Source organism: Rhodococcus mengyinensis, from assembly GCF_048381435.1.
Classification (GTDB): domain Bacteria; phylum Actinomycetota; class Actinomycetes; order Mycobacteriales; family Mycobacteriaceae; genus Rhodococcus_F; species Rhodococcus_F opacus_D.
Genome location: NZ_JBLWIT010000121.1, coordinates 1 through 23359, shown reverse-complemented (window position 1 = coordinate 23359; position 23359 = coordinate 1). Strand labels below are relative to the sequence as shown.

The 23359-nt window shown below is 66.2% G+C and carries 15 protein-coding genes; 6 read left to right on the top strand and 9 right to left on the bottom strand.

The window, feature by feature from the left end; genetic code table 11:
- Window positions 1–9: 9 nt before the first annotated feature.
- A complete protein-coding gene (locus tag ACNJ7E_RS27055) occupies window positions 10–1842 on the bottom strand; it encodes a DUF4012 domain-containing protein (RefSeq protein WP_418341401.1) in 1833 nt (610 codons plus the stop codon).
- A 185-nt stretch (window positions 1843–2027) separates the two neighbouring features.
- Here ACNJ7E_RS27055 and ACNJ7E_RS27050 point away from each other — a divergent pair, with 185 nt between their 5' ends.
- Entirely contained in the window at window positions 2028–10931 is an 8904-nt protein-coding gene (locus tag ACNJ7E_RS27050) for an amino acid adenylation domain-containing protein (RefSeq protein WP_418341400.1), read from the top strand.
- Window positions 10932–12347 carry a tyrosine-protein kinase domain-containing protein gene (locus ACNJ7E_RS27045; RefSeq protein WP_418341399.1) on the top strand — a complete coding sequence of 472 codons (1416 nt, stop codon included), beginning with the start codon at window positions 10932–10934 and terminating at the stop codon, window positions 12345–12347.
- Window positions 12348–12359: 12 nt separating this feature from the next.
- Here the strand turns inward: ACNJ7E_RS27045 and ACNJ7E_RS27040 are convergent, their stop codons facing one another.
- Together ACNJ7E_RS27040 and ACNJ7E_RS27035 are read right to left on the bottom strand one after the other, a co-directional pair.
- Complete coding sequence (locus ACNJ7E_RS27040; RefSeq protein ID WP_418341398.1) at window positions 12360–14702, bottom strand: glycoside hydrolase family 65 protein; 2343 nt, start codon at window positions 14700–14702, stop codon at window positions 12360–12362.
- Window positions 14703–14704: 2 nt separating this feature from the next.
- Window positions 14705–15430 (bottom strand): HAD family hydrolase, encoded by a 726-nt coding sequence (locus ACNJ7E_RS27035; protein WP_082764733.1) that lies wholly within the window; start codon window positions 15428–15430, stop codon window positions 14705–14707.
- A 151-nt stretch (window positions 15431–15581) separates the two neighbouring features.
- On the opposite strand from ACNJ7E_RS27035, the gene ACNJ7E_RS27030 reads away from it, so the two are divergent.
- Together ACNJ7E_RS27030 and ACNJ7E_RS27025 are read left to right on the top strand one after the other, a co-directional pair.
- Entirely contained in the window at window positions 15582–16112 is a 531-nt protein-coding gene (locus ACNJ7E_RS27030) for an ester cyclase (RefSeq protein WP_283351812.1), read from the top strand.
- Between the two features lie 110 nt (window positions 16113–16222).
- Entirely contained in the window at window positions 16223–16702 is a 480-nt protein-coding gene (locus ACNJ7E_RS27025) for a chromosome condensation regulator RCC1 (protein WP_317567863.1), read from the top strand.
- Window positions 16703–16726: 24 nt separating this feature from the next.
- On the opposite strand, the gene ACNJ7E_RS27020 is transcribed toward ACNJ7E_RS27025, so the two are convergent.
- The gene (locus tag ACNJ7E_RS27020) at window positions 16727–17473 is read right to left on the bottom strand and encodes an alpha/beta hydrolase family protein (RefSeq protein ID WP_418341397.1); all 747 of its coding nucleotides are present in this window, start codon (window positions 17471–17473) and stop codon (window positions 16727–16729) included.
- A 189-nt stretch (window positions 17474–17662) separates the two neighbouring features.
- Between ACNJ7E_RS27020 and ACNJ7E_RS27015 the strand changes: the two genes are divergently transcribed.
- Complete coding sequence (locus ACNJ7E_RS27015; protein WP_418341396.1) at window positions 17663–18031, top strand: hypothetical protein; 369 nt, start codon at window positions 17663–17665, stop codon at window positions 18029–18031.
- 27 nt (window positions 18032–18058) lie between these two features.
- On the opposite strand, the gene ACNJ7E_RS27010 is transcribed toward ACNJ7E_RS27015, so the two are convergent.
- The gene (locus tag ACNJ7E_RS27010) at window positions 18059–18361 is read right to left on the bottom strand and encodes a hypothetical protein (protein ID WP_418341395.1); all 303 of its coding nucleotides are present in this window, start codon (window positions 18359–18361) and stop codon (window positions 18059–18061) included.
- Window positions 18362–18409: 48 nt separating this feature from the next.
- A complete protein-coding gene (locus ACNJ7E_RS27005) occupies window positions 18410–18568 on the bottom strand; it encodes a hypothetical protein (protein WP_280780789.1) in 159 nt (52 codons plus the stop codon).
- A 167-nt stretch (window positions 18569–18735) separates the two neighbouring features.
- Between ACNJ7E_RS27005 and ACNJ7E_RS27000 the strand changes: the two genes are divergently transcribed.
- A complete protein-coding gene (locus ACNJ7E_RS27000; protein WP_011597573.1) occupies window positions 18736–19179 on the top strand; it encodes an SPW repeat protein in 444 nt (147 codons plus the stop codon).
- Window positions 19180–19259: 80 nt separating this feature from the next.
- Here ACNJ7E_RS27000 and ACNJ7E_RS26995 read toward each other — a convergent pair whose 3' ends face one another.
- The 3 genes from ACNJ7E_RS26995 to ACNJ7E_RS26985 all read right to left on the bottom strand — a co-directional run.
- Window positions 19260–20450, bottom strand: a complete 1191-nt coding sequence (locus ACNJ7E_RS26995) for a TerC family protein (RefSeq protein ID WP_418341394.1) — start codon at window positions 20448–20450, stop codon at window positions 19260–19262.
- Window positions 20451–20574: 124 nt separating this feature from the next.
- Entirely contained in the window at window positions 20575–22068 is a 1494-nt protein-coding gene (locus tag ACNJ7E_RS26990) for a gamma-aminobutyraldehyde dehydrogenase (RefSeq protein ID WP_418341393.1), read from the bottom strand.
- Window positions 22065–23359 (bottom strand): aspartate aminotransferase family protein (locus ACNJ7E_RS26985; RefSeq protein WP_418341392.1); only part of this gene is annotated, 1295 nt, incomplete at its 5' end. The genes ACNJ7E_RS26990 and ACNJ7E_RS26985, both read right to left, overlap by 4 nt.

Genomic DNA, 23359 nt, shown 5'->3' with positions numbered 1-23359 from the left:
GTACGAGGATCAGTCGCCGCACGCAGGGACTTTCACGGTGACCTTCGGATCGTCCACGAGAGGCTGGATGGGTACCCGCGCAGCACCGGGCACGGCAGGCTCAGTCAAGGCGTAACGCAGTTCCACGGTCTCGCCCCGGGGCACGGTGGTGGGAATGCTGAACACGGGGTGCCCCAGCTCGTTGCCGTTGACGGTGAACGCGGGCCTGCCGTTGACGGTGGCCTTGTCGAGTTTCGCCCCGCGTGTGGCGAGCAGGGAGATCATCGCGACGTTGGTACCGGGCGGGACCTTACGACTGTTGTAGGTGCCCGCGACGTATCGCGGGTAGTCGCCTGCCGGGAGATTGTTGGTGAGGCGCACCGTCACTTCGGACGTTCGGGTGTCGCCGGTGCACGTCTGCGCCGTGTATTCGATTTCCCGGGTCAGGTAGTAATCGAGTTTGTTGCCGGCGTTGTTGTTGACGACGACGCTCGCGTACGGTGCATCGTCCTCGGGCACCGTGTGACCCAGTGGAGTGTCGGCCAGGACGGCCTGTTCCTCGGAGTGAGCACTCCACACCGCGATCCGGCGCTCGCTCACCGCTTTGCCGATGGCGTCGAGAAGCAGTTGCGGTGACTCGATGTTCCCGGTCATCTTCTCGACCACCTTCGCGGCGATCGTCTGGAGATACGTCTTGCGGGCGACGTTGTTGGCGACGATCTCGGAGTCGCTGGTACCCGCGTACCGGATGTATGCGGTGGACTCGGTGAGTTCGACGACGTTCCCGGCGTCGACGATTTCACCGTCCGGCATGGTGACCGGCCCCACAGCGCCGAGCACGTAACTCAGTGCCACTGGGTCTGTCGCTATCGCACCGTCGACCTCTTCTCCGGATTCCTGCGCCCACAGTGATTGCCAGATCTGTCCGGCATAAGGAAAGTGGGTACTGAGATTGCTGTTTCGGATGTCGGTGGACGGGTTGTAGCTCCCGTAAAGCCCGTTGAAATCAGACCCTAGGTCCAGTGGTTGGTGCTCATAGGAAACCTCAGTGTTTTTTCCGAGTGTATCGACCTGCGCCTCACCATCGTTCGCTCGAATGATGCCGTATCCACCGACGAGTCCGCCGGTTCCACGCGCCTCGGCGTTTGTTTGGAAGGCCATGAAGTAGTTTCGCGGTCCGTCCGCGCCCAGCATTGCGGGGAGGATGTCGGCCCCGATTGCCGTGTTCTCCAACAGTTTCGCCACATCGCCGGTCTGATTCTGCAGATCCGAACGCACGTCGTCGAGGGGCCCGAGATAGCCCGCGCCTGGCACCTGGCGGGCTTGGTCGGCGAGAGCGCGTGCCGCGAGCGACGTCTGCTTCAGAGCCGGAGCAGCCTCCCGAAGTGGTTGCAGTTTCACCTTCCCGCCGTCCGAGATCAGGTCGCCCGGAGACAGGGCGGTTCCGGTCTCCACCGCCGGAGCGAGCACGTCCCGGGTGAGTCCGACGACGACGTCCGACATCTTCTGGATCGACTCGAAAGGTGCGCCGACCCCGGGTAATCCCGCGAGCTGTCGCCACGGCGCAGAATGTAGGCTGACCTGCGCACTTTCAGCCTGATTCACGGCTTCGGCGGCAGCGTTCCGGGCGCCTTCGGTGTCGCCTCCCAAGAGCGAATTCTTGGCGAGTTGGGCGTTGTCCCTGGCCCCGGTGAGGTCGGCCTGAACGTCCCAGGCCGAGTAGCCGAACCAGCCAACGACGGCCAGTGCGAGGACGCCTGTACCCGCGAGTACGTATCGCCGACGGCGTCGCGCGGGCCTGGGAACGGCATCACCGGACGGTGAATCTTCCACGTGCGAAACGCTCTTGTCGTTCGTGCCCATGCAGTGCGACTCCTATTCTGTCTGTGCGAAAGGATATCTGTGACATAGGTCGCGGCGCGCACCGAACGAATTGAACCAGGGCGGTATCCGAGTATGGTCTCCGATACGGACTCTTCGACACCCATAGGTGTAGTGCCGCTCGGATCGGGTATTTCAAAACTGTGGCTGGGGGGAATGTAGTGCGTATGCGTGACGATGCCGGTGAGCGCGACGCGCGAGCCTTCCCGCTGTCCCATGCGCAGAAGGGGTTGTGGTTCGCGCAGCAACTCGACCCGACGGTGCCAATCCTGGTGGCCCAATACGTCGAACTACGGGGTCACGTCGATGTCGGCGCACTCAAATGGGCATCCGAGCAGGGATCGTTCGATATCGAATCGCCCGGAATCCGCCTCGTCGAATACGCGGGCGAGCCATTTCAGCTGGCGGACGAGACGATCGAAGACGAACTGGGGTATGTCGATCTACGACTGCACCAGGATCCGGTCGCGGAGGCTCATCGGAGGATGGACGAACGCCGGCGCAGGCCCCTGGACGTCTACCGTGACAGGTTGATCTCGGCGGAACTTCTGCACGTAGGCCACGAACACTACTTCCTGACCACGTTCGCGCATCATCTGATTCTCGACGGCTACGGCGCAATGGTTTTGATGAACCGTGTCGCAGAGCTGTACACGCACGCCGTCCAACGCACGGAAGCACCGCCGTCAAAGGCACTTCACCTGCGTCAACTCTACGAAGCGGAGGACGAGTACCCCGCCACACACAGATTCCAGCTCGACCGTGAGTACTGGGCCGAACGGACCGCTGGTCTCCCCGAACCGGCCCGGTTGACCGACCGGAAGGCCTATCCCGCGGCAGTGTCACTCCTCGAGAGCGGGGTGATGAAAACCGAACTGGCCGACAGTATCGGCGCACTTGCCAGGCGCTGGCACTCGTCGGAGGTTCCGGTCGTGGTGGCGGCCTTCGCCGCGTATCTCGCGCGAATGACGGGAAGTGCCGATATCGTCCTGAGTCTGCCGGTCTCGGCGCGGACGACGGCATCGGCGCGACGGTCGGGCGGCAGCGTGGCGAACGTGGTGCCGCTTCGGGTCCGTATCGATCCGCACAGCAGCATCGAGGACGTCGTCCGCCGCGTCCAGCTGGAACTGACCGGGGCACTCCGGCATCAGCGGTACCGCTACGAGGACATCCTTCACGACATGCGGGTCAACTCGGACGGTCGCAGCAGTTTCGGTCCGATGGTGAACATCATGATGTTTCACCAGGAGACCTGGTGGGGTGATGTTCTCGGTGAATTCACCGTCCTCACTGCAGGACCTGTGGACGACCTCACCCTCGCGATCTACCCGGCGGTAACCGGACACAGCATTCGTGTCGACTTCGAGGCCAATCCGGCGCTGTACGAGCAGGACGAGCTCGCACGTCATCACGCGCGTTTCATGTCGTTCCTCACCGAGTTCGTGGGCGCAGCGCCCACTGGCGAAGTCGGCGACGCGGCAGTGCTGACCAGGGGTGAACACGACTCGCTCGTCCCTGCGAGTGGACCTGCCCCGGCGGCTGCGGTGACCTTGCCGGAGTTACTCGACGCGACTGCTGACTCGAGTGGTGTGGCGGTTCGTGCGGCGGGGGTCGACACGAGTTATCCGGAGCTACACGATCGTTCCAACAGACTCGCCCGCCGACTGATCGATCGTGGGATCGGCACGGAGGACGCCGTTGCGGTCATCGTGCCCGCGTCGCTGGAACAGGTGGTCGCGGTGTGGGCCGTGGCGCGATGCGGGGCCGCCGCCGTTCCACTCGATCCCCACGTCGACGGGGAACGGATCGAAGATCTGCTCACAGCTTCGGGCGCCGTGGCCGTCCTTGCCGTCGACGACTCCGTCGTGCCGGCCGGCATCGCCTGGATCGACGTGGCGGATCTGCCCGGCGATTCGACACCGATCACCGATTCCGACCGCGTTCGACCGCTGTCGCTCGATCACACGGCGTGCGTGGTCCACGGCTCCACCGACAGGGCCCGTGGGGTGACGATCAGCCACCGGGCTCTGGCCGCGCGCGCCGCCGGGCTCGTTCGCGTCTATCGTGCGAATGAGCGCTCCCGCATCCTGATGGCCGGGCATCGGTCGTGCGGGCAGTCCCTGCACGCACTCGTCGCCGCGGTGTGCGGCGGGACCCTGGTGATCGCCCCCTGCGAACTCCGCGGCGGAGAGGAACTGTCCCGTTTCCTGCGCCGCGAACGTGTCACGCACTGGGCCTCGGGGCCTGCTGCTCCGGCCGCTACCAACCCGACCGGCCTCGAGAGGCTCGAGGTACTCGCCCTCACGGGTCGCGGATACCCGGCCGAACTGGTCTCGCGCTGGGGTGCGGGCCGGACCGTGCTCAATCTGTACGGGCCGGGAGACTCGGGGGTGTGGGCCGCAGCCACGGATGAACGAACGCCCGCGTCGCCGGAGACTCTCGGACGACCGATCTCGGGAGTATCGGCGGTGGTACTGGACCGGGCACTCAAGCCGGTGCCGGTCGGCGTCGTCGGCGATCTGTACCTGTCCGGCGCGAGCCTCGGGCGCGGCTACGCGGGCCGACCGGCCGACACCGCAGCCCGATTCGTGGCGAACCCGTTCGACCCCGGATACGCACGTATGTATCGGACGGGTGATCTTGCCAGGTGGACGGAAGACCACCTGCTCGAGTACGTCGAGCCGGCCGAAGACTCGGCGCTGCACGATGGCATCGCGTGGTGGGCGGAGGCGTTGCGCGGTGTGGGTTCCGCCGCGCCCCTGCAGACCGACCTCGCAGGACGCGGCAACGGCAGCTCGACCGTGCACGAATTCTCCGTCCCGGCCGAGACTTGGAACGGCTGCGCCGAGTTGGCCCGGGACCGTGGGACTTCGCTGTTCGAAGTCCTCCACGGGACATTGGCGGTGCTGCTCGCGTCCTTCGGCGGCCACAGCGACATTGTCGTCGGTGGACGCGTGAACCACGTCGGGCGCGGGCACGTCCTTCCCCTGCGCACGACTGTCGACCGTGACCTATCCTTCACGACGCTGCTCGAACAGGTTCACGAGTTCGACTCCGCAGCTTTCGAGTACGCAGCCGTCCCGTTCGACCCCGACGACGAACTCTTCGGCGGTCGCAGGCCACAGGTGATCCTGTCCCTTCACTCCGGCGAGGACACAGCCGACCGAACGACACCGTCCGAGCTCGAGTTCTCGTTCGTCGCCGCCGAGGGGCGCGGCGAACCGGGAACGCTGGGTGCCTCGATTACATACTCGCAGTCTCGCTTCGACGCCGGAACCGTTCGGTCGCTCGCGGAAGCATTCGTCCCGTTGCTGGTGGCCGTCACCAGTGACCCGGATGCCGTGATCGGCGAGATCCCACTGCCCGCGGCAGCCGCCATCGAAGGTGAAAGAGCAGCGAAGGCAGAGACTCTCGCCGGCATCCTGACCGCCACGGCGCTCGCGCATCCGGACGCGCCTGCCCTGACGGACGGCGGCGTGACGCTCTCGTACCGGGAGCTTGCACAGAGGTCCGATGCCCTTGCACACGAACTGGTCCTTCGTGGTGTGAGGCCCGGAACCGTTGTCGCGCTGGCGCTACCACGCTCCGTCGACTTCGTGACCGCTTTGTGGGCGGTCACGAAGACAGGTGCAGCCTTCCTTCCCGTCGATCCGACGCACCCCGCGGAACGACTCTCGACGGTCCTCGGCGAGGCCGGCGTGCAGGTGGGGATCGGCAGGGATGTCGTCGAATCCGAATCGGTGGCCCCGGCGATCTCGTGGCTGACCGTGGCGGACGCAGGGCTCGACTCGCCCCGCCCGATGACGGTACCGGTGTGCCCGGACGAGCTGGCGTACGTCATCTACACGTCCGGTTCGACCGGGGCCCCGAAGGGCGTGATGGTGACGCACCGCGGATTGTCCTCGCTGGTCGACGAGGCGATGCGTAGGTATGACGTGAGCTCGGATTCTCGTGTCCTGCAAGGGTATAACCCCACGTTCGATGCGGCGATGCTGGAGATCCTCTTGGCGTTCGGCGCGGGGGCCTGCCTGGTCGTGGCTCCGGCCGACGTGTACGCCGGACCCGACCTGCAGGACGTCCTGACCGACCTCCGCGTCACGCACTATCTGTCGACGCCGGCCGTACTCGGGTCGCTGGAGTCCTCGGAACTGGGCGCTCTCCGGGTCGTCGCAGTCGGTGGCGAGGCGCTGACGGCCGAGCTCGCCGCCGAGTGGAGTCGCGGACGAAGGATGCTCAACGCGTACGGGCCCACCGAGTCCACGGTGGTCGCAACTCTCGCCGAGGTCGACGACCAGGTGACCATCGGTGCCCCCGTTCCCGGCACCACTGCGGTAGTCCTCGACCCACGTCTGCGGCCGGTTCCGGTGGGTGGCGTCGGAGAGCTGTATCTACGTGGCGCGGGACTTGCTCGGGGATACTTGGGGGCATCGCAGCGAACCGCGTCCCGGTTCGTGGCTTCGGGCAACGGTTCTCGCATTTACAGGACGGGGGACCTGGTGCATCGGCGCGCCGACGGCCGACTGTCCTTCGTCGCGCGTGTCGACAGGCAGGTCAAGATTCGCGGGGTCCGGATAGAGCCGAGTGAGATAGATGTCGCGATCGCTCGCGTCGCGGACGTCGAGAGCGCCGTGACGGTGTCTCGTCCCAACGCGATCGGCGTCGACGCCCTCGTTTCGTATGTGGTGCCGCGCGGTCCCCTCGACGTCGAGGGGGTCCGTGAATCACTCGCGCAGGTCCTGCCGTCCTACCTGGTTCCCACCACGATTGTGATTCTCGACGGGTTCCCCCTTACCGCTTCGGGAAAGACGGACCTGGACGCGCTCCCGGTGCCGGTGCTGGAATCCCACGAGTTCCGGGCACCGAATTCGGTGGTGGAACAGGTGGTGGCCGAAGTCTTCGCGGAGGTGCTCGGCCTCGAGTCCGTCGGTCTGGGCGACGACTTCTTCGCGCTCGGCGGCAATTCGCTGATCGCAGCGCAAGTGGCGGCCAGGCTGGGCGCGGCTGTCGATGCGCACATTCCGGTGCGCATGCTGTTCGAGGCGCCTCGGGTTGAGGCGTTGGCGACGAGGGTCGAAGCCGAGGCAGGAACCGGCCGCCGGGTTCCCCTCGTCGCGGGTAACCGGCCGGACCGGATTCCGTTGTCACCAGCGCAGCAGAGGCTGTGGTTCCTCAATCGGGTGGATCCGGAGTCGCCCGTCTACAACCTCCCGCTCGCGGTGCGATTGACCGGCGCACTGGACGTCGACGCGCTCCGGCGCGCGGCACGTGACCTGCTCGGTCGCCACGAATCGCTGCGCACCGTTTTCCCCGCCCTAGACGGGGTTCCCGCTCAGGTGGTCCTGCCTGTCGGTGAGGTGCATCTGGATCTCACGCCCGTGGAGGTCCCACAGCGTTCCGTCGACGGAGAGGTGCTCTCGTTCCTGTCGGCCGGCTTCGACCTGACCGCCGACGTTCCGGTTCGTGGCCGACTCCTGAAGGTGGGCGAGCGCGAACACGTTCTCGTGATGGCGGTTCATCACATCAGTGCCGACGGCTTCTCTCTCGCGCCCCTGGCACGTGATGTCGCCATGGCCTACGACGCACGCGCCCGTGGAGTCGCACCGACGTGGACCGCGCTCCCCGTCCAGTACGCGGACTTCGCTCTGTGGCAACGTGAGACACTCGGTTCCGGCGACGATCCCCATTCCCGGGCGGCATGGCAGCTGGACTATTGGACACGTGCCCTCGCCGGGGCTCCCGACGTGATCGACCTGCCCACCGACCGGCCTCGCCCGTCCGTGGCCTCGTACCGGGGTGCGACTGTGCGGCTGAACGTCAGCGCAGAGACTCATCGAAGTCTCACTCTGGTTGCGCAGCAGCACAATGCGACGCTGTTCATGGTCGTCCACTCCGCACTTGCGGTTCTTCTGGCCCGCCTGTCGGGGTCGTCGGATGTCGCGCTGGGCACGGCGGTCGCCGGCCGAGGTGAGCGGGAACTCGACGAACTCGTCGGGATGTTCGTCAACACTCTCGTTCTGCGCACCGGGATCGATCTCGACGAGTCACTGTCCGACGTGCTCGAGCACGTCCGGGAGACCGACCTCGGTGCACTGGCACATTCCGAGGTGCCGTTCGAGCAGCTGGTCGAACGGATGAACCCGACTCGTTCGCAATCGTTTTCGCCGCTGTTCCAAGTCATGCTCGCGTTTCAGAACCAGGTCGAGGCGACCTGGGAGTTGCCCGGACTGACGCTGTCTCCGGTGGACTTCGACGCCGCCGTCACCAAGTTCGATCTCGACTTCTCCCTGTCCGATCGATACGACGGGGAGGGGAGGGGCGCCGGATTGTCGGGCCGGCTCACCTACGCGACGGATCTGTTCGACGCGAAGACAGCCGAGCGAATGGCCCGGCTGTTCGAGCACTTCCTCGACGCCTTCGCGACAGACCCCACGAGCAGTGTGGGTGACATCGGCCTGCTCACGGAGACGGAAACGTCCGACATCCTCGTGCGGCCGAATTGCACTGCGGTGCAGATCCGGCCCCAAACGGTGGTCGACCTGTTCGACGTCCAGGTTCGGCGTGCCCCCGACGCGATCGCTCTGGCTTTCGAGGGTCAGGTCATGACGTACGCCGAACTGGACGAGCGTGCGAACCGGTGCGCGCGACTTCTCATCGGCCACGGTATCGGACCGGACACGCTGGCGGCGTTGGCCGTCGAGCGTTCACTCGAACTGGTCGTGGCGACACTAGCGATCCTGAAGGCCGGATCCGGATACGTACCGGTCGACCCGGAGCATCCCGGCGAACGCATCGCCGCCGTGATCGAGGCGTCGGCGCCGAGGCTGATCGTGACCAAGTCGACGGTCGGGTTGCCGTCAACGCCCGGTGTCCCTCACATCGAGATCGACACTGCCGACCTGTCCGGATCCAGCCCGAACCGGATCTCCGACGCGGACCGGTTGGCGCCGTTGCGCCCGGACAACATCGCGTACACGATGTTCACGTCCGGCTCGACCGGCACACCCAAGGGCGTGACGGTGAGCCACCGCGCCATCGTGAATCAGCTGCACTGGCTCCGAAGCGAGTACGACGTCACCGCAGACGATCGAGGCATTCTGCGGGCACCGTCCACGTTCGACGTGTCTGTCTGGGAGTGCCTGCTCCCGCTGTGTGTGGGTGCACAGCTTGTGGTGACGCGACCCGGGGGCCACCGCGACGTCGACTATCTCGCCTCGGTGATCCGGAATCGTCGAATAACCATGGTGCACTTCGTCCCCTCGGTCCTGGCAGCCTTCCTCGCGGATGGCCACGGTGATTGCCTCACCTCCGTGCGCCATGTCTTCGCCGGCGGCGAGGAACTGTCACCCGCGCTCGCAACCAACGTTCTGGCGTTCGCACCCGGGGCGTTCCACAACACGTACGGTCCCACCGAGGCGGCCGTGACGACCACGGCAAATGAGATCGTCGGCCGGCCGGAAGCCCAGGTGCCGATCGGGGGTCCGGTCTGGAACACACAGGTCTTTGTGCTCGACACGCGTCTTCGGCCCGTGCCCGCAGGTGTTGCGGGCGAGCTGTATCTCGCGGGCGCCCAGCTCGCCCGAGGGTACGTCGGCCGGGGCGACCTCACGGCGGGCCGTTTCGTCGCCAATTCCTTCGGGCCCGCCGGAAGCAGGATGTATCGCACCGGAGACCTCGTGAAGTGGGACGGATCGGGACGACTGGTACACCTGGGTCGCACGGACTTTCAGGTGAAGTTGCGAGGCCTGAGGATCGAGCTCGGTGAAATCGAGGCGGTGCTGGAACGCGCGGAAGGGGTGTCGCGAGCAGCGGTAGTCCTGGTCGACGATGTTCGCGCGGGGGAGCACCTCGTCGGTTACGTGCGGGCCGCAGCAGGACGAGCACTGGATCCAGATCTGATCAAGGCGACGGCGAGGCGCGCCCTGCCGTCATACATGGTGCCTACCAGAATCGTCGTGCTCGAGGAGTTTCCACTGGGCCCCAATGGGAAACTCGACCGCAAGGCGTTGCCGTCGCCGCGGTTCGAGGCCCGTGCGTATCGAACCCCGCAGACCGCCTCCGAGGTCGCCGTTGCGACAGCTTTCGGCGAGGCACTCGGTATCGACCGGGTCGGTGCCGACGACAACTTCTTCGAACTGGGTGGCAACTCACTTCTGGCAGTGCGGGTGCTGAACAGGCTGGAAGCCGAGACCGGGGTGGCGGTTCCGCTGCGCACGCTGATGTCGGATCCGACGCCACACTCGATCGGGCAGCGCATGGACTCGCCCGAATCCGACGAGGACGAGGCACTCGGTGTCATCTTCCCGATTCGTACGGTGGGCACACGCCCACCCCTGTTCTGCGTCCATCCCATCGTGGGCTTGTCCTGGTGCTATTCGGGTCTGGCCTCGCATCTGCATCCGGAACACCCGATCTACGGAATTCAGTCGCCCGCCGTCACGGCTGCCGGACCGTCGCCCTCGTCACTCGACGAACTCGCGGCCCGGTATGTCGAGGAGATCCGCACCGTACAGCCGGAGGGGCCGTATCACCTTCTGGGCTGGTCCCTCGGCGGGGTGCTGGCGCATGCGATGGCCGTCCAACTCCAATCGCTCGGTGAAGAAGTCGCGACTCTGGTCATGCTCGACAGCCGTACGGAGCACACTGCGTCTGAAGCGCTTCCCGTCGGTGCCGAGGACTTGCTCGCCGGACTGGGTTTCGAGGACTCCCTGCCATTCCCCGTCGCGGATCTCACCCCCGAAGCCGCGGTGAACCTCCTGGGCAGGCTGGGTGGGCCGCTGTCGGCGATCACCCCGGCCCATCTCCACAGACTGATCGGCGGAGCCGGACGACACCACGAGTTGACGAGGACGCACGTACCCCGCGTCTTCCACGGTGACGTCCTGTTCTTCGCGGCGGGGCAGGAAACTTCGAGCGCCAATCGCGCGGTGACGGGCTGGGAGCCCTACGTTGTAGGGAGCATCAGTGAGCACGTCGTCGACAGCGGGCACTGGCACATGACGTCCCAGGCGGCGTTGAAAGTGGTCGGAGCGGTACTGCGTGAACGTGAAGTGAAACGGAAAGAGAGGGTGTAAGTGGACATCCAGGACTATGTGCGCATCGTCAAGGAGCGCTGGAAGATCGTCGCGGTCACCGCGGTGGTGGTGACGCTGGGCGCGTTCATTCCGACGCTGTTCACGAAGCCCTTGTACCAGACCTCGACGTTGCTGTACGTCTCGTCCACCCAGCCCCGCCTCGCCACGTACGCCGAGTTGCTGACCGGGAAGAAGCTGGCGCAACGGACGATCGACGAACTCGATCTCGACATGACACCGGCCCAACTCGTCGCGAACGTGAAAGCGACGCCGGTGCCCGAACTGTTGCTGCACGTGAAGGTTCAGGACACCTCGCCGGAACGGGCACGCGACATCGCCGACACGCTGTCGAAGCAGTTCGTGTCGATGATGGACGAACTGGCGACGACCGACATCGAGGCCGCGGCGGCGAACAAAGAAGCGCAGCCGCCGCAGGTCCTGGCAAGCCCCGCTACCGCGGAGTCGGGGTACTCGATCACCATGGAGGATCCCGATCCGAAGCCTGCGCGGGTGTCCATCGAGCAGAATGCGACGGTACCCACCGAGGCGTTGCCCACGTCGGAGAACCGGAACGTGGTGCTCGGCCTCGCCGTCGGACTCCTTCTCGGCATCGCGCTCGCGGTGATCCGCGACTGGCTCGACGCGACGGTGAAGGACCGGCGAGCGGCCGAGGGACAGATCGGCGCTCAACTGGTCGGCGCCATCCCGGACGGTGCGGGATCGTCCGGTGCCGTCGTGGATCTGTCGGATGCGACGTCCCCGGTGGGAGCGGCTCACCGGCAGCTGCGCACCAATCTGCAGTTCGCCGATGCGGCGAACCCCCCGCACGTCATCGTCGTTGCCAGCCCGTCACCGGGCGAGGAGTCGGACGTGACTGCGCTCAATCTCGGTGTCGCCCTGGCGGCGGCGGGCCAGAGCGTGTGCGTCGTGGAGGCGGACCTCCGGAAACCGCTGGTGGCGTCGACGCTGGGAATCCGGGGTACATCCGGCGCAGGACTGAGTTCGGTGCTGCGTGGCGAAGCCGATCTGGCGGAAGCAATTCGCACCACGACGTACGAGAATCTGTCTCTGCTACCGTCCGGGCCGCTGCCGGCGAATCCCAGCGAGCTTCTCGGCTCCGCTGTTGCGAGATCGGTCGTGGCTACCCTGCGAGACCGCTTCGACTACGTGGTGTTCGCGGGCGCCCCGCTGCTCCCGGTCACCGATTCCGCGGCTCTGTCCGCGATCTCGGATGGTGCGCTGATCGTGGCCCGATACGGCAAGACGAAGCGTCAGCACCTTGCCGAGGCTGCCGACAACCTGCGCGGCGTCGGCGCGACGATCCTCGGCGGAGTGCTGGTGGGTGCGCGCGAGGGGACCCGCGGCCAGGATGCCTACCGCGACTACCTGGAACCGCACCCAGCCGCGACGGTGTAGTCGAGTCCCGGTTCAGCCGCCCCGGCGCGCGGGTGCCCGCCCGTACGGTTGCCGCACAGGCGCGGCAATTGGCAGTTCCGGGATCGGCCGCGTCACCGGAAAGGAGTCGAGAGTGAACGGGCTACCGTGATGGGCGAGCTGAACAGGTTCGCCGGACAGCAGCCGGTAGGTCGCGGTCTTGGCGCGGACGTCCACGTGGATCTGGCTACCCCGCACCGTCATCCGGAACGACAGATTGACCAGCTGCGGTGGTATCCGCGGTGCGAACGAAATGTTGCCGCCGTGGTCGCGCATTCCACCGAATCCCGCGACGCACGCCATCCACGTCCCGGCGAGTGAGGCGATGTGCAATCCGTTCTCCACGTTGGCATGGAGGTCGTGGAGATCGGTCAGGGCGGCCTCGGCGAGGTAGTCGTAGGCGAGTTGAAGTTGCCCGACCTCGGCTGCCATCACGGACTGCACACACGCCGACAGGGACGAATCCCGAACCGTCAGGGCCTCGTAGTAGGCGAAATTGGCGATCTTCTGTTCGTCCGTGAAGGCATCGCCGCGAAGATACATCGCCAACACCAGGTCGGCCTGCTTCACCACTTGCTTGCGGTAGAGATCGAAGTACGGGTAGTGGAGCAGCAGCGGATAGTGCTCGGGTGGTGTGCCTTCGAAGTCCCACTCGGCGTGGTGCGTGAAGGCGTCGGATTGCTGGTGGACGCCGAGAGCGTCGTCGAACGGAATGCGCATGTGCTCGGCGGCGTCTCGCCAGAGCGCTGCTTCCTCGTCGTCCACACCGAGTTCGCGCGCCAGGCCGGGGCGTCGCTCGCAGGCGGCCGCCGCGTCGTGCAGATTCTTCTGCGCCATGAGGTTGGTGAACACGTTGTTGTCGGCGACGGCGGTGTACTCGTCCGGCCCGGTGACGCCGTCGATTCGGAACTCGCCCTGCGCATTGTGGTGGCCGAGCGACGTCCACAGCCGGGCGGTCTCCACGAGCAGTTCGACGCCGCATTCGGCTTCGAACTCCTCGTCCCCGGTCGCGGCCAGATACCGGGACGTGGCAGCGGCGACATCGGCACCCACGTGGAAGGCCGCGGTTCCCGCGGGCCAGTAGCCGGAGCATTCTTCGCCGTTGATCGAGCGCCACGGGAACACGGCGCCTGCCTGCCCCAGTTGTACGGCGCGGTTCTTCGCCTTGTCGAGCGTGGAGTGCCGCCAGCGCAGTGCGTCGCGGGCCGAGTCCGGCACCGTGTACGTGAGCAGGGGGAGGACGAATGACTCGGTGTCCCAGAACGCATGACCGTCGTACCCGGGCCCGGTCAGGCCCTTCGCCGGGATCGCACGAGACTCACCGCGGGCACCGGCCTGCAGCACGTGGAACAGCGCGAACCGCACCGCCTGCTGCAGTTCCGCGTCGCCGTCGATCTCGACGTCCGCCGTCTCCCAGAAGGCGTCGAGATACTCGCGCTGGCGTTTCAGCAGGGTGTCCCAGCCGGTTTCGAGTGCTCCGGCGAGCGCCCCCTCCACCTGGCCGCGCAGGGCCGGAGTCGACCGCCGCGCCGACCATCCGTACGCCAGATATTTCGTCACCTTCAGGCGCTCACCCTGGGGGATGTCGACGGCCACGGTGAGCCGGGCCAGATCCTCTTCGGTCTCGATGCTGCACCGCCCGTTGGCGGGGTAGTCGACCTCGTGGTCCATCCCCGCGGCCATGCGCAGTCCCGACGCACGCGTGTGGTGGGCGAGTACCGCCCTGAAGTCGTGGGCGGCAGCGAAATCGGAGACCAATGGAGTGTCCAGGGCGGCAGCGACTCTCGGGTCGTCCGTGCGGGCGGGGATGTGTTCGTTGGCGAGCAGATCCGACTGCAGGACGAGTTCGATGTCCCCGTCGAGTGGCTCGACCTCGTAGTGGATGGCGGCGACCGCGCGTGAGGTGAACGAGACGAGTCGTTCCGAATGGATTCGCACGCGGCGTCCGGTCGGCGACGTCCACTCGGTGGTGCGGCGCAGGGTGCCCGAGCGGAAGTCGAGGACGCGCTCGTGCGCCGGTGCACTCCCGTACCGCATGTCCATGGGCTCGTCCTCCACGAGCAGCCGGATGATGCTGCCGTCGGTCACGTTCACGACGGTCTGCCCGTCTTCGGGGTAGCCGTAACCCGCCTCCGCGTACGGCAGGGGACGTTGCTCGTAGAACCCGTTGAGGTAGGTGCCGGGGAGACCGCGCGGTTCACCCTCCTCGAACGTGCCACGAATCCCGATGTGTCCGTTGGACAGTGCGAAGGTGGATTCGGTGGCGTGCAGTGCCTCCAGATCCAGTCCGCGCCAGCGCAGCTGCCACGGCGAGATCTCGTAGCCCGTGTCGTCCATGCTCACCTTTCCAGAAGTTCGGCCAGGTCGTTCACCACCACGTCGGCGCCGTGTTCGCGTAACGCCTCGGCCTGATCGTTCCGATTCACCCCGACCACGTAGCCGAATTCGCCTGCCCGTCCCGATTCCACTCCGGACAGGGCATCCTCGAACACGGCCGCCTGATCGGGATGCACGTTGAGGGCGCGGGCGGCCGCGAGAAACGAATCCGGCGCGGGTTTCCCGCGGAGGCCCTGCTCGCTGATCACCACCCCGTCGATGCGGACGTGCACGTAGCGGCTGAGATCGGCCGCGTCGAGGACGGCCTTGCCGTTCGCGGACGACGTGACCACGGCGATCTTCAGGCCGGCGTCGTACGCCGCGCTGATGTAGCGGACCGAACCGGGGTAGGGGCTGACGCCCTCTTCCTCGATGACTTTCAGCAGCAGCCGATTCTTGCTGTTCCCGACACCGTTCACGGTCTCGGCGCCGGGTGGATCGTCCGGCGATCCCTCCGGCAACGTGATGCTGCGGGACGTGAGAAAGGTCCGGACCCCGTCGGCGCGGGGACGTCCGTCGACGTAGTCGTAGTAGTCCTGGTCGGTGAACGGCCGGAAGTTGGCGCCCTCGCGATGCTTCAGGAACTCGTCGAACGTGCGTTTCCACGCCTTCCGGTGCAGCACCGCCGTTGCCGTGAGCACACCATCGAGATCGAACAAGCAGGCCGAGATCGCATCAGGCAGTCCCATCACCTCCCCGACGGTACCGCCGTCGACGGCGGTTTTGCTGAGGCGCGCGGAAATCCTGTACCGAACGGACCTGCATCAGGTCGTTGACTTCCAGTCGATGGCGGTCGAATACTGAGAGTTCCCACCGACTGTTGCGGAGTGCACCGTGAACATGGAGGAACCGGCCCCGTCGGAGCAAGTGAAATCCCTCGCAGTTCGCGCGATGGAGATCATGGCGAACGGAAGCCGCGCCGATTTCGACTCCGTCGTCCACTCGGACGCATTCAACCGGGAGAGCGCGACGGAACCCCCGCGGACGCGAGGGCGTGGACCCGACGCGTTCTACGCTACCGCGGTGTGGCTGCGCTCCGCGTTCGCCGAGCTGCGGTTCGACGTCGAGTATGTCGTCGTCGAGGGCGACCTCGCCGTCGTCTACACGATCATGAAGGGCAGGCACGTCGGACCCTTCGTCGTCTACGACGAGCAGGGATCGATCGATCAGGTGTTCGCGCCCACGGGGCGATCGTTGGCGGTCAACCAGTCGCACTGGTTGCGCGTCGAAGACGGCCGCGTCATCGAGCACTGGGCCACCCGGGACGACCTCGGTCAGGCGGTCCAGCTGGGCTGGGTGCCGCCGACGCCGCTGTCGATGGTCCGCAATGCCTGGGCCAAGCGTGCGGCGCGCAGAAACGCGCAGAGCTGAGCCGCCGTTCGTGTCGAAAGGGTGACGATTCCTCGCAAAAACGCCGAAACGTACCAAACGGACCGTATGTTCCGTTCGATCGATAGATACTCGAACGAAGGAGACGGTCCTTGAAACGCTCGGTGGTTATCGCGGCAAGTTGTGCGCTCCTGACGCTGTCGGCCTGCGGGTCCGACGGCGAACCGACGCCGACGTCCGAAACGTCCAGCTCGACTACAAAGGCGACACCCGCCGCCGCCACGACCACTCCGCCGACGTCGGAGCTCGCACCGCCGGCTGTCGCGCCCGAGTCGAACGGAGGCGGCGGCGGTTCGTCGGGGACCGGGCAGGGCGGTTCCGGCGGGGGTGGGCAGGCTCCGGTCGCAGGCCAGCAGCAACCGCCGCCGGTGGTACCGCCGCCTGCAGTGGTTCCGCCGGCGGTCGAGCAGCCCGCCGCATCCGAGCAGCCACCCGTGGCCGAAGAGGAACCGCCGGTGGCCGAGGAGGAGCCTCCCGTCGAGGAGACCGAGCCGCCGGTCGAGGGAGAAGATCCCGAGGCCGAGGGCGAGGATCCGCCGGGAAACGAGGAACAGACACCCGAGAATCCCTGATGCACTCCGCCTGCGCGGGCACACTCACTCGGTCAGTTCGTTGACGCGATCCGCGAGCAGCGCGCAGTAGGTCCGGTCGGTGCCCGGGGCGAGCCGCACCCGGTAACTGGTGTGGTCGCCCCGGAACAGGTAGCCGTTCACGTCGTCGATGGCCTCGGCGTATTGCTGCCACACCGTCCACGGGCGCCACCAGTTCAGAATCACCGCCTGCCACCGGCGGGTACGGAGCCGGACGAGGAGCTCCGCCACCCATGCCGCCGGATCGGCGAGTGAGAAGGCCGCCGACTGGTCCGCGAACGTGCGCAGCGGCGAGTTGCCGGGACAGCAGCAGATGACGTCCAACGGGTCGGCGATCTGCCACACGGGCATCCCCGTGATCGGGCGTTGCCCCGCGATACCCCAGCCCGGCAGGTCCGGAGACGCAGGCCGCAGCGGATCGGCGATCAGACCGGCCCCGCGAACGTCCAGGGCAGGGTACAGGCCCCGCCCCACCTCGGCTGCCACGTTGCCGGCGAGCGCAGCGCCTCCCGAGTAGCCGAGCAGAACAACGGGATTCGGGTCCTCCGCGATCATCCGCAACAAGAGCGTGCGTCCTTCGGACAGTGCCTTGTCGAACGCCGAACCACCCGGATCGGGCACCGGTCCGTAACTTGCCTCCCACGGAACCTGCTTGACGACGAACCGTGCGGGATCCAGCAATTGTGTCGTGTTGGTGAGCATGTTGACGCCCCGATCCTCACCGATGCCGCGGCAGCACAGAACAGTGATCATGCAACCTCCCATGTGAGTGCCGATGCGCACCCGAGCACACTGTGCCACTCACGTGCGGGGTGTCCCCTGACCGGGGGAGTCGAGATTCATCCGATGCACCGCCTGATCGGGGGACAGACGTCGGCGCCGCGCCGGGAGAGAGTTGTCCCGTACCGGGATCAGCCGTTCACGTGGACAGGAGCCTTCGGCATGTCACCCATCTCCAGTATCGAGGTCGCCCGAGCCCGGCGGTCTCGCCGCGTGTTGTTCGTCGGCAATCCCACCCGCTACAACGATGTATCGCAGTGGGCGATGGTCCGGCAATGGGTGGCCCTCCACGGAATGGAACCGATCCGCGAACTCGAGGGTGACGTGCTCTGCGTCATCGTCACCGAGGACATCCTGGACGGACGTTGTTCGCCGAAGGAGTTGGCTGCCGTTCAGCACGCCCGTGCGCTCGGCGTGCCGTGCATCAGCGTCCACGACACCACCCTGATCTGGCAGGTCACCGCCCGTGTCCGGTCGCGGATACGCGAATCGGCGGTCATACCTGCGGAAATGCATCGCGGCGGCGCGTGATCGAAGAGCAGTGAGTCGTCGGGTGCTTCAGAACCGTTTGTGGACGAGGCGTCGAGAGCGCCTCGGTAGCGGGTTCCACCATCCAGCTTGGTGGAACCCCCAGATCGCGATTCCGAGTGCGACCGCCGACAGCAGGTCGGACACAGTTAAGCCGTGCGACGAGTTGAGTTTCCATAGGATGCCGCCCTCGAGCGGACCGTTGCCGAATATCCACAGCACGGCGGCAGCGACGGTGGCTGCGGCGGCTGCGCGGGAGGGTCGTGCAAGGCACAGGGTGGTCGCCGCAAACAACAGGTTCATGAACACGAGTGGATAGAAGGGCAGCGCCATCCCGTCATTCTTCCAAGCTGCAGCGGGAACGCACCCGGTGGGGCGCGGTCATGCGACCGTTCGGTCGGGAGGGTCGTTCTTACTCGTCGCGTCCTCTTTGGCGGGCAGTTCGTGCAGGTCTTTCTGCCGTATCGCTTTCCCGATGAGGATCGCGAGCGGCACCGACAGCGCTATCCACACCAACGCGACCCAGGCAATCCACCACACAATTCGAGTATGCCCGCCCCTGGACGCTTGCCCAAGGGCGCCGCGGTCCGTGGGGACTGGTCGGTAGCACAAACTCGCAAAAATTACCTGGTTATCGCTGGTTTGCCCTGCCAAGTTCGGGGCACCCCCTTCGGTAGGGATTGGTTCTCTTTTCAAGGAGGTGGGTGATGACGACACCAGGTATGTCGATCGAGAGACACCCTGATATCGCCGAGTTGCGGGCTCGCTACGACCGAGTCTCGGAACAGCCGATGACGCAGGTCACCGAGGGCCTGATGTTCATGGCGGGCCTCTACATGGCGGCATCGCCGTGGATTGTCGGGTTCGCGAGCCAGTCGGGCCTGGCGATGTGCAACCTGTTGTCGGGTGTTGCGGTGGCACTGCTCGCCGTCGGTTTCACGTCGGCCTACTCCCGCACGCACGGCATGGCGTTCGTCGCGCCGCTGCTGGGTCTGTGGATGATCGTCAGCCCGTGGCTGGTCGTCGGAGTAACCACCACGGCGGGAATGATCTGGTCGAACGTGATCTGCGGCATCGTCGTCTGTCTGCTGGGTCTCGGTATCACCGCCATGGGCATGGCGGACGGCGGAATGCGGATGAGGAGGAGGTAGTCGCGGCGCGTGCCTTCATGGGGATGGGGCACGAGTCACAGGAGCGCCCGCCGACTCGGTGGGCGCTTCTGTGAGTTCACCTAATGTTGTTTGAGGAACGCGTCGTGCTCCTGGTGGGAACGTTTGATGAGGTCCATGAGTGCGGTTTCTTCGCGGACCATCTTCTTGAACTTCGGGTCGAGCTTCTTGAGCTGTTCCTCCTCATTGAGCAACTTGTCATACATGCGTTCGCGCTCTGCCAGGTCGGCGGTGTAGTCGAGGTCGAGGTAGTTGATCGCGTGCCGCCGGGCACCGGCGATCGCGGACTGCGCCCTGCCCTTCTTGCTGGTGAGCGACGCGACCACGGTGATCACGAGGATGCCGATGATGACGGCCAGCGACACGAACGTGCTGATCTCGATGACGTTCACCGGTTCGCCGTCGTTGACGAACGGCAGGTTGTTCTCGTGCAGCGCGTGCAGGATCAGCTTGACCCCGATGAACGCGAGGATCGCGGACAGTCCGAACGACAGGTAGATCAGGCGGTCGAGGAGACCGTCGAGCAGGAAGTACAGCTGCCGCAGACCCATCAGCGAGAACACGGTGGCCGTGAAGACGACGAAGACATTCTGGGTGAGGCCGAAGATCGCGGGAATGGAGTCGAGCGCGAACAGGATGTCGGTGCCGCCGATCGCAACCATCACCAGCAGCATCGGCGTCATCGCCCGCTTGCCGTTCTCGACGGTGAAGAGTTTGTCGCCGTCGTAGTGCTCGGTGGTGTGCATGAACTTCTTCGCGATCCGGATGATGAAGTTGTCGGCCGAGTGCGAATCCTCGGTCTCGGGTCGCAGCATGTTGCCGGCGGTGATCAGCAGGATCAGGCCGAAGAAGTAGAACACCCACGCGAACGAATTGATCAGCGCGGCGCCGAGGAAGATGAACGCGGTCCGGGCGAAAATCGAGAACACGATGCCGAACAGCAGGACCTTCTGCTGATCTTCGCGCGGCACCCGGAAGCTGGACATGATGATGAGGAAGACGAAGAGGTTGTCGACGGACAGCGCCTTCTCCGTGACGTAGCCGGCGAAGTACTCCGAACCCATGTCGACGCCGCCGAAGATCAGGACCGCGACGCCGAAGAGCAGCGCGAGGCCGACGTAGATCGACGACCAGATGGCCGCTTCCTTCAGCGTCGGGATGTGCGCGTGGCGGACGTGGAAGAAGTAGTCGAACGCGAGCAGCGCGACGATCACGATGATCGTCACAATCCAGGCGAACGGGGTCACATGCATCGTCTCTGCCTTTCAGCTGAAGCGAACGCGCCTGTTCGTCAGCGTAGTCGCGCGCGGGGCGCGACTTGGCAGAACCGCCGCTGTCGCCGGGACGGCACACGAGCTGCCGTCCCGGCGACCGGGCTCATCGTCGGTCGCCGAACACCGTCCGGTGCCAGTCCTTCCTGGCGGTTCCGGTGATGTCGGACATGACGTGCTTGACGTTGGTGTACTCGTCGAGCGAATACGTCGACATGTCCTTGCCGTAACCGGACGCCTTGTACCCGCCGTGGGGCATCTCGCTGAGGATCGGGATGTGGTCGTTGATCCACACACAGCCCGCGGCGATGTCGCGGGAGGCGGTCTGGGCCCGGTACAGGTCCCGTGTCCACGCGGACGCCGCCAGCCCGAAGTCGGTGTCGTTGGCGAGCGCGATTCCGTCCGGATCGTTTTCGAACGGCAGGACGACGAGAACCGGGCCGAAGATCTCCCGCTGCACGATCTCACTGGACTGGTCGGCACCCACGACGAGCGTCGGCTCGTAGTAGAAGCCGGACGCGAGGTCGCCCCCGGGGACGGATCCGCCGCGGACGATCTTCGCCCCGGTGTCGCGGGCGCGTTCGATGAACCCGGCGACGTGCTGCTGTTGTCGCCGCGACACCAACGGACCCATGTCGGTGCCGGGATCGGACGGGTCACCGAGTCGGACGGTGTCCATCAGCGATGCCACTCCCGCGACGAAGTCGTCGTACAGCGGCCGCTGCACGTAGGCGCGGGTGGCCGCGGTGCAGTCCTGGCCCGAGTTGATGAGGGCACCGGCGACGGCTCCGTTGATCGCGGCCTCGAGATCGGCGTCGTCGAACACCACGAAGGGGGCCTTCCCGCCCAGTTCCAGGTGGAGTCGTTTGCCCGCCGCGGCGCCCGCGATCTGCCGTCCCACGGGTGTCGAGCCGGTGAAACTCACCATGCTCACGTCCCGGTGCGACACCAGCGACGAGCCGGTCGTCACGCCGCGGCCGGTGATCACGTTGACGACGCCGTCCGGCATTCCGGCTCGGGACGCGGCCTCCGCGAACAGCAGCGACGTGAGGGGAGTGATCTCCGCCGGTTTGAGCACGATGGTGTTGCCTGCGGCGACCGCGGGCAGGATCTTCCACGCCGCCATCTGCAGCGGATAGTTCCACGGCGCGATCGAGCCGATCACCCCGACGGGTTCACGGCGGATGGTGGACGTGTGGTCGGGGGAGTACTCGCCCGACGCCTTTCCCTCCAGGTTGCGGGCCGCGCCGGCGAAAAACGACACGTTGTCGATCGACCCGGGAACGTCGAACTCGGTCGACAGTTTGATCGGTTTGCCCGTCTGCCGGGTTTCGGTGCGTGCGATGTCGTCGGACATCTCCGTGAGCTCGGCGGCCCATCGAGTCAGGACGGCGGAACGCTCGCCCGGGCTCGTCGTCGACCATTCCGCGTAGGCGGTCTTCGCGGTGGCGACCGCGTCGTCGACGTCGTCCACCGACGCCTCGGTGCGGGAGGAGATCACCTCGCCCGTGGCCGGATCGAGCACCTCGTACCGCTCGGCCGCTCGGCCGTCCCGGTAGCGGCCGCCGACGTACATCCCGGGAAGGTCCTGGTGGTTCACAGCAGGGTCCAGGCTTCGGTGAGGACGCTGCGGAGGATGTGTTCGATTTCGTCGAATTCGGTCTGCCCGCAGATCAGGGGTGGGGCGAGTTGGATGACCGGGTCGCCGCGGTCGTCGGCACGGCAGTACAGGCCGGCGTCGAACAGGGCGGTGGAGAGGAACCCGTGCAGGATCCGTTCGGCCTCGTCGTCGGTGAACGACTCCTTCGTGGCCTTGTCCTTGACCAGCTCGATGCCGTAGAAGAAGCCTTCCCCGCGCACGTCCCCGACCATCGGCAGGTCGGTGAGCTTGTCGAGGGTGGCCCGGAACGCCGGTGCCTGCTCGGCGACGTGGGCGTTGAGGCCCTCGCGTTCGAAGATGTCCAGGTTCGCCAACGCCACCGCCGCCGAGACGGGGTGCCCGCCGAAGGTGTAGCCGTGCGCGAACATCGACGTGCCGTCGGCGAACGGTTCGAAGAGCCGGTCCGAGGCGATCATCGCCCCGATCGGCGAGTACCCGGAGGTCAGGCCCTTGGCGCAGGTGATGATGTCGGGCACGTACCCGAAGTCGTCGCAGGCGAACATCGACCCGATCCGGCCGAACGCGCAGATCACCTCGTCCGAGACCAGCAACACGTCGTAGTCGTCGCAGATCTGCCGGACCCGCTCGAAGTAACCGGGCGGGGGCGGGAAGCAGCCGCCGGCGTTCTGCACCGGTTCGAGGAAGACGGCGGCGACGGTGTCCGGGCCCTCGAATTCGATGGCCTCGGCGATCCGGTCGGCGGCCCAGATCCCGAACGCCTTCGGGTCCGAGCCGAGCGGTTCGGGGGCGCGGTAGATGTTGGTGTTCGGGACCCGGAACGCGCCGGGGGTGAGCGGTTCGAACGGGGCCTTCAGGGCGGGGATGCCGGTGATGGCGAGGGCGCCCTGCGGGGTGCCGTGGTAGGCGATGGAGCGGGAGATGACCTTGTGTTTGCCGGGTTTGCCGACCTTCTTGAAGTACTGTTTGGCCAGTTTCCAGGCGCTTTCGACGGCCTCGCCGCCGCCGGTGGTGAAGAAGACCCGGTTCAGATCGCCGGGGGCGTAGCCGGCGAGGCGTTCGGCGAGTTCGATCGCCGGTGGGGTGGCGTAGGACCAGAGCGGGAAGAACGCGAGCTGTTCGGCCTGCTTGGCGGCGGCCTCGGCGAGCTCGGTGCGGCCGTGCCCGGCCTGGACGACGAACAACCCGGACAGCCCGTCGAGGTAGCTCTTGCCGGCGGTGTCCCAGATCCGGGCGCCCTCACCGCGGGTGATGATCGGCGGCGTGATGTTCT

Coding starts and splice junctions, on each gene's coding strand:
- ACNJ7E_RS27055 (WP_418341401.1), bottom strand. CDS start 1,842: ATGGGCACGAACGACAAGAGCGTTTCGCACGTGGAAGATTCACCGTCC.
- ACNJ7E_RS27050 (WP_418341400.1), top strand. CDS start 2,028: ATGCGTGACGATGCCGGTGAGCGCGACGCGCGAGCCTTCCCGCTGTCC.
- ACNJ7E_RS27040 (WP_418341398.1), bottom strand. CDS start 14,702: ATGGACGACACGGGCTACGAGATCTCGCCGTGGCAGCTGCGCTGGCGC.
- ACNJ7E_RS27035 (WP_082764733.1), bottom strand. CDS start 15,430: ATGGGACTGCCTGATGCGATCTCGGCCTGCTTGTTCGATCTCGATGGT.
- ACNJ7E_RS27030 (WP_283351812.1), top strand. CDS start 15,582: ATGGAGGAACCGGCCCCGTCGGAGCAAGTGAAATCCCTCGCAGTTCGC.
- ACNJ7E_RS27020 (WP_418341397.1), bottom strand. CDS start 17,473: ATGATCACTGTTCTGTGCTGCCGCGGCATCGGTGAGGATCGGGGCGTC.
- ACNJ7E_RS27015 (WP_418341396.1), top strand. CDS start 17,663: ATGTCACCCATCTCCAGTATCGAGGTCGCCCGAGCCCGGCGGTCTCGC.
- ACNJ7E_RS27010 (WP_418341395.1), bottom strand. CDS start 18,361: ATGGCGCTGCCCTTCTATCCACTCGTGTTCATGAACCTGTTGTTTGCG.
- ACNJ7E_RS27000 (WP_011597573.1), top strand. CDS start 18,736: ATGACGACACCAGGTATGTCGATCGAGAGACACCCTGATATCGCCGAG.
- ACNJ7E_RS26995 (WP_418341394.1), bottom strand. CDS start 20,450: ATGCATGTGACCCCGTTCGCCTGGATTGTGACGATCATCGTGATCGTC.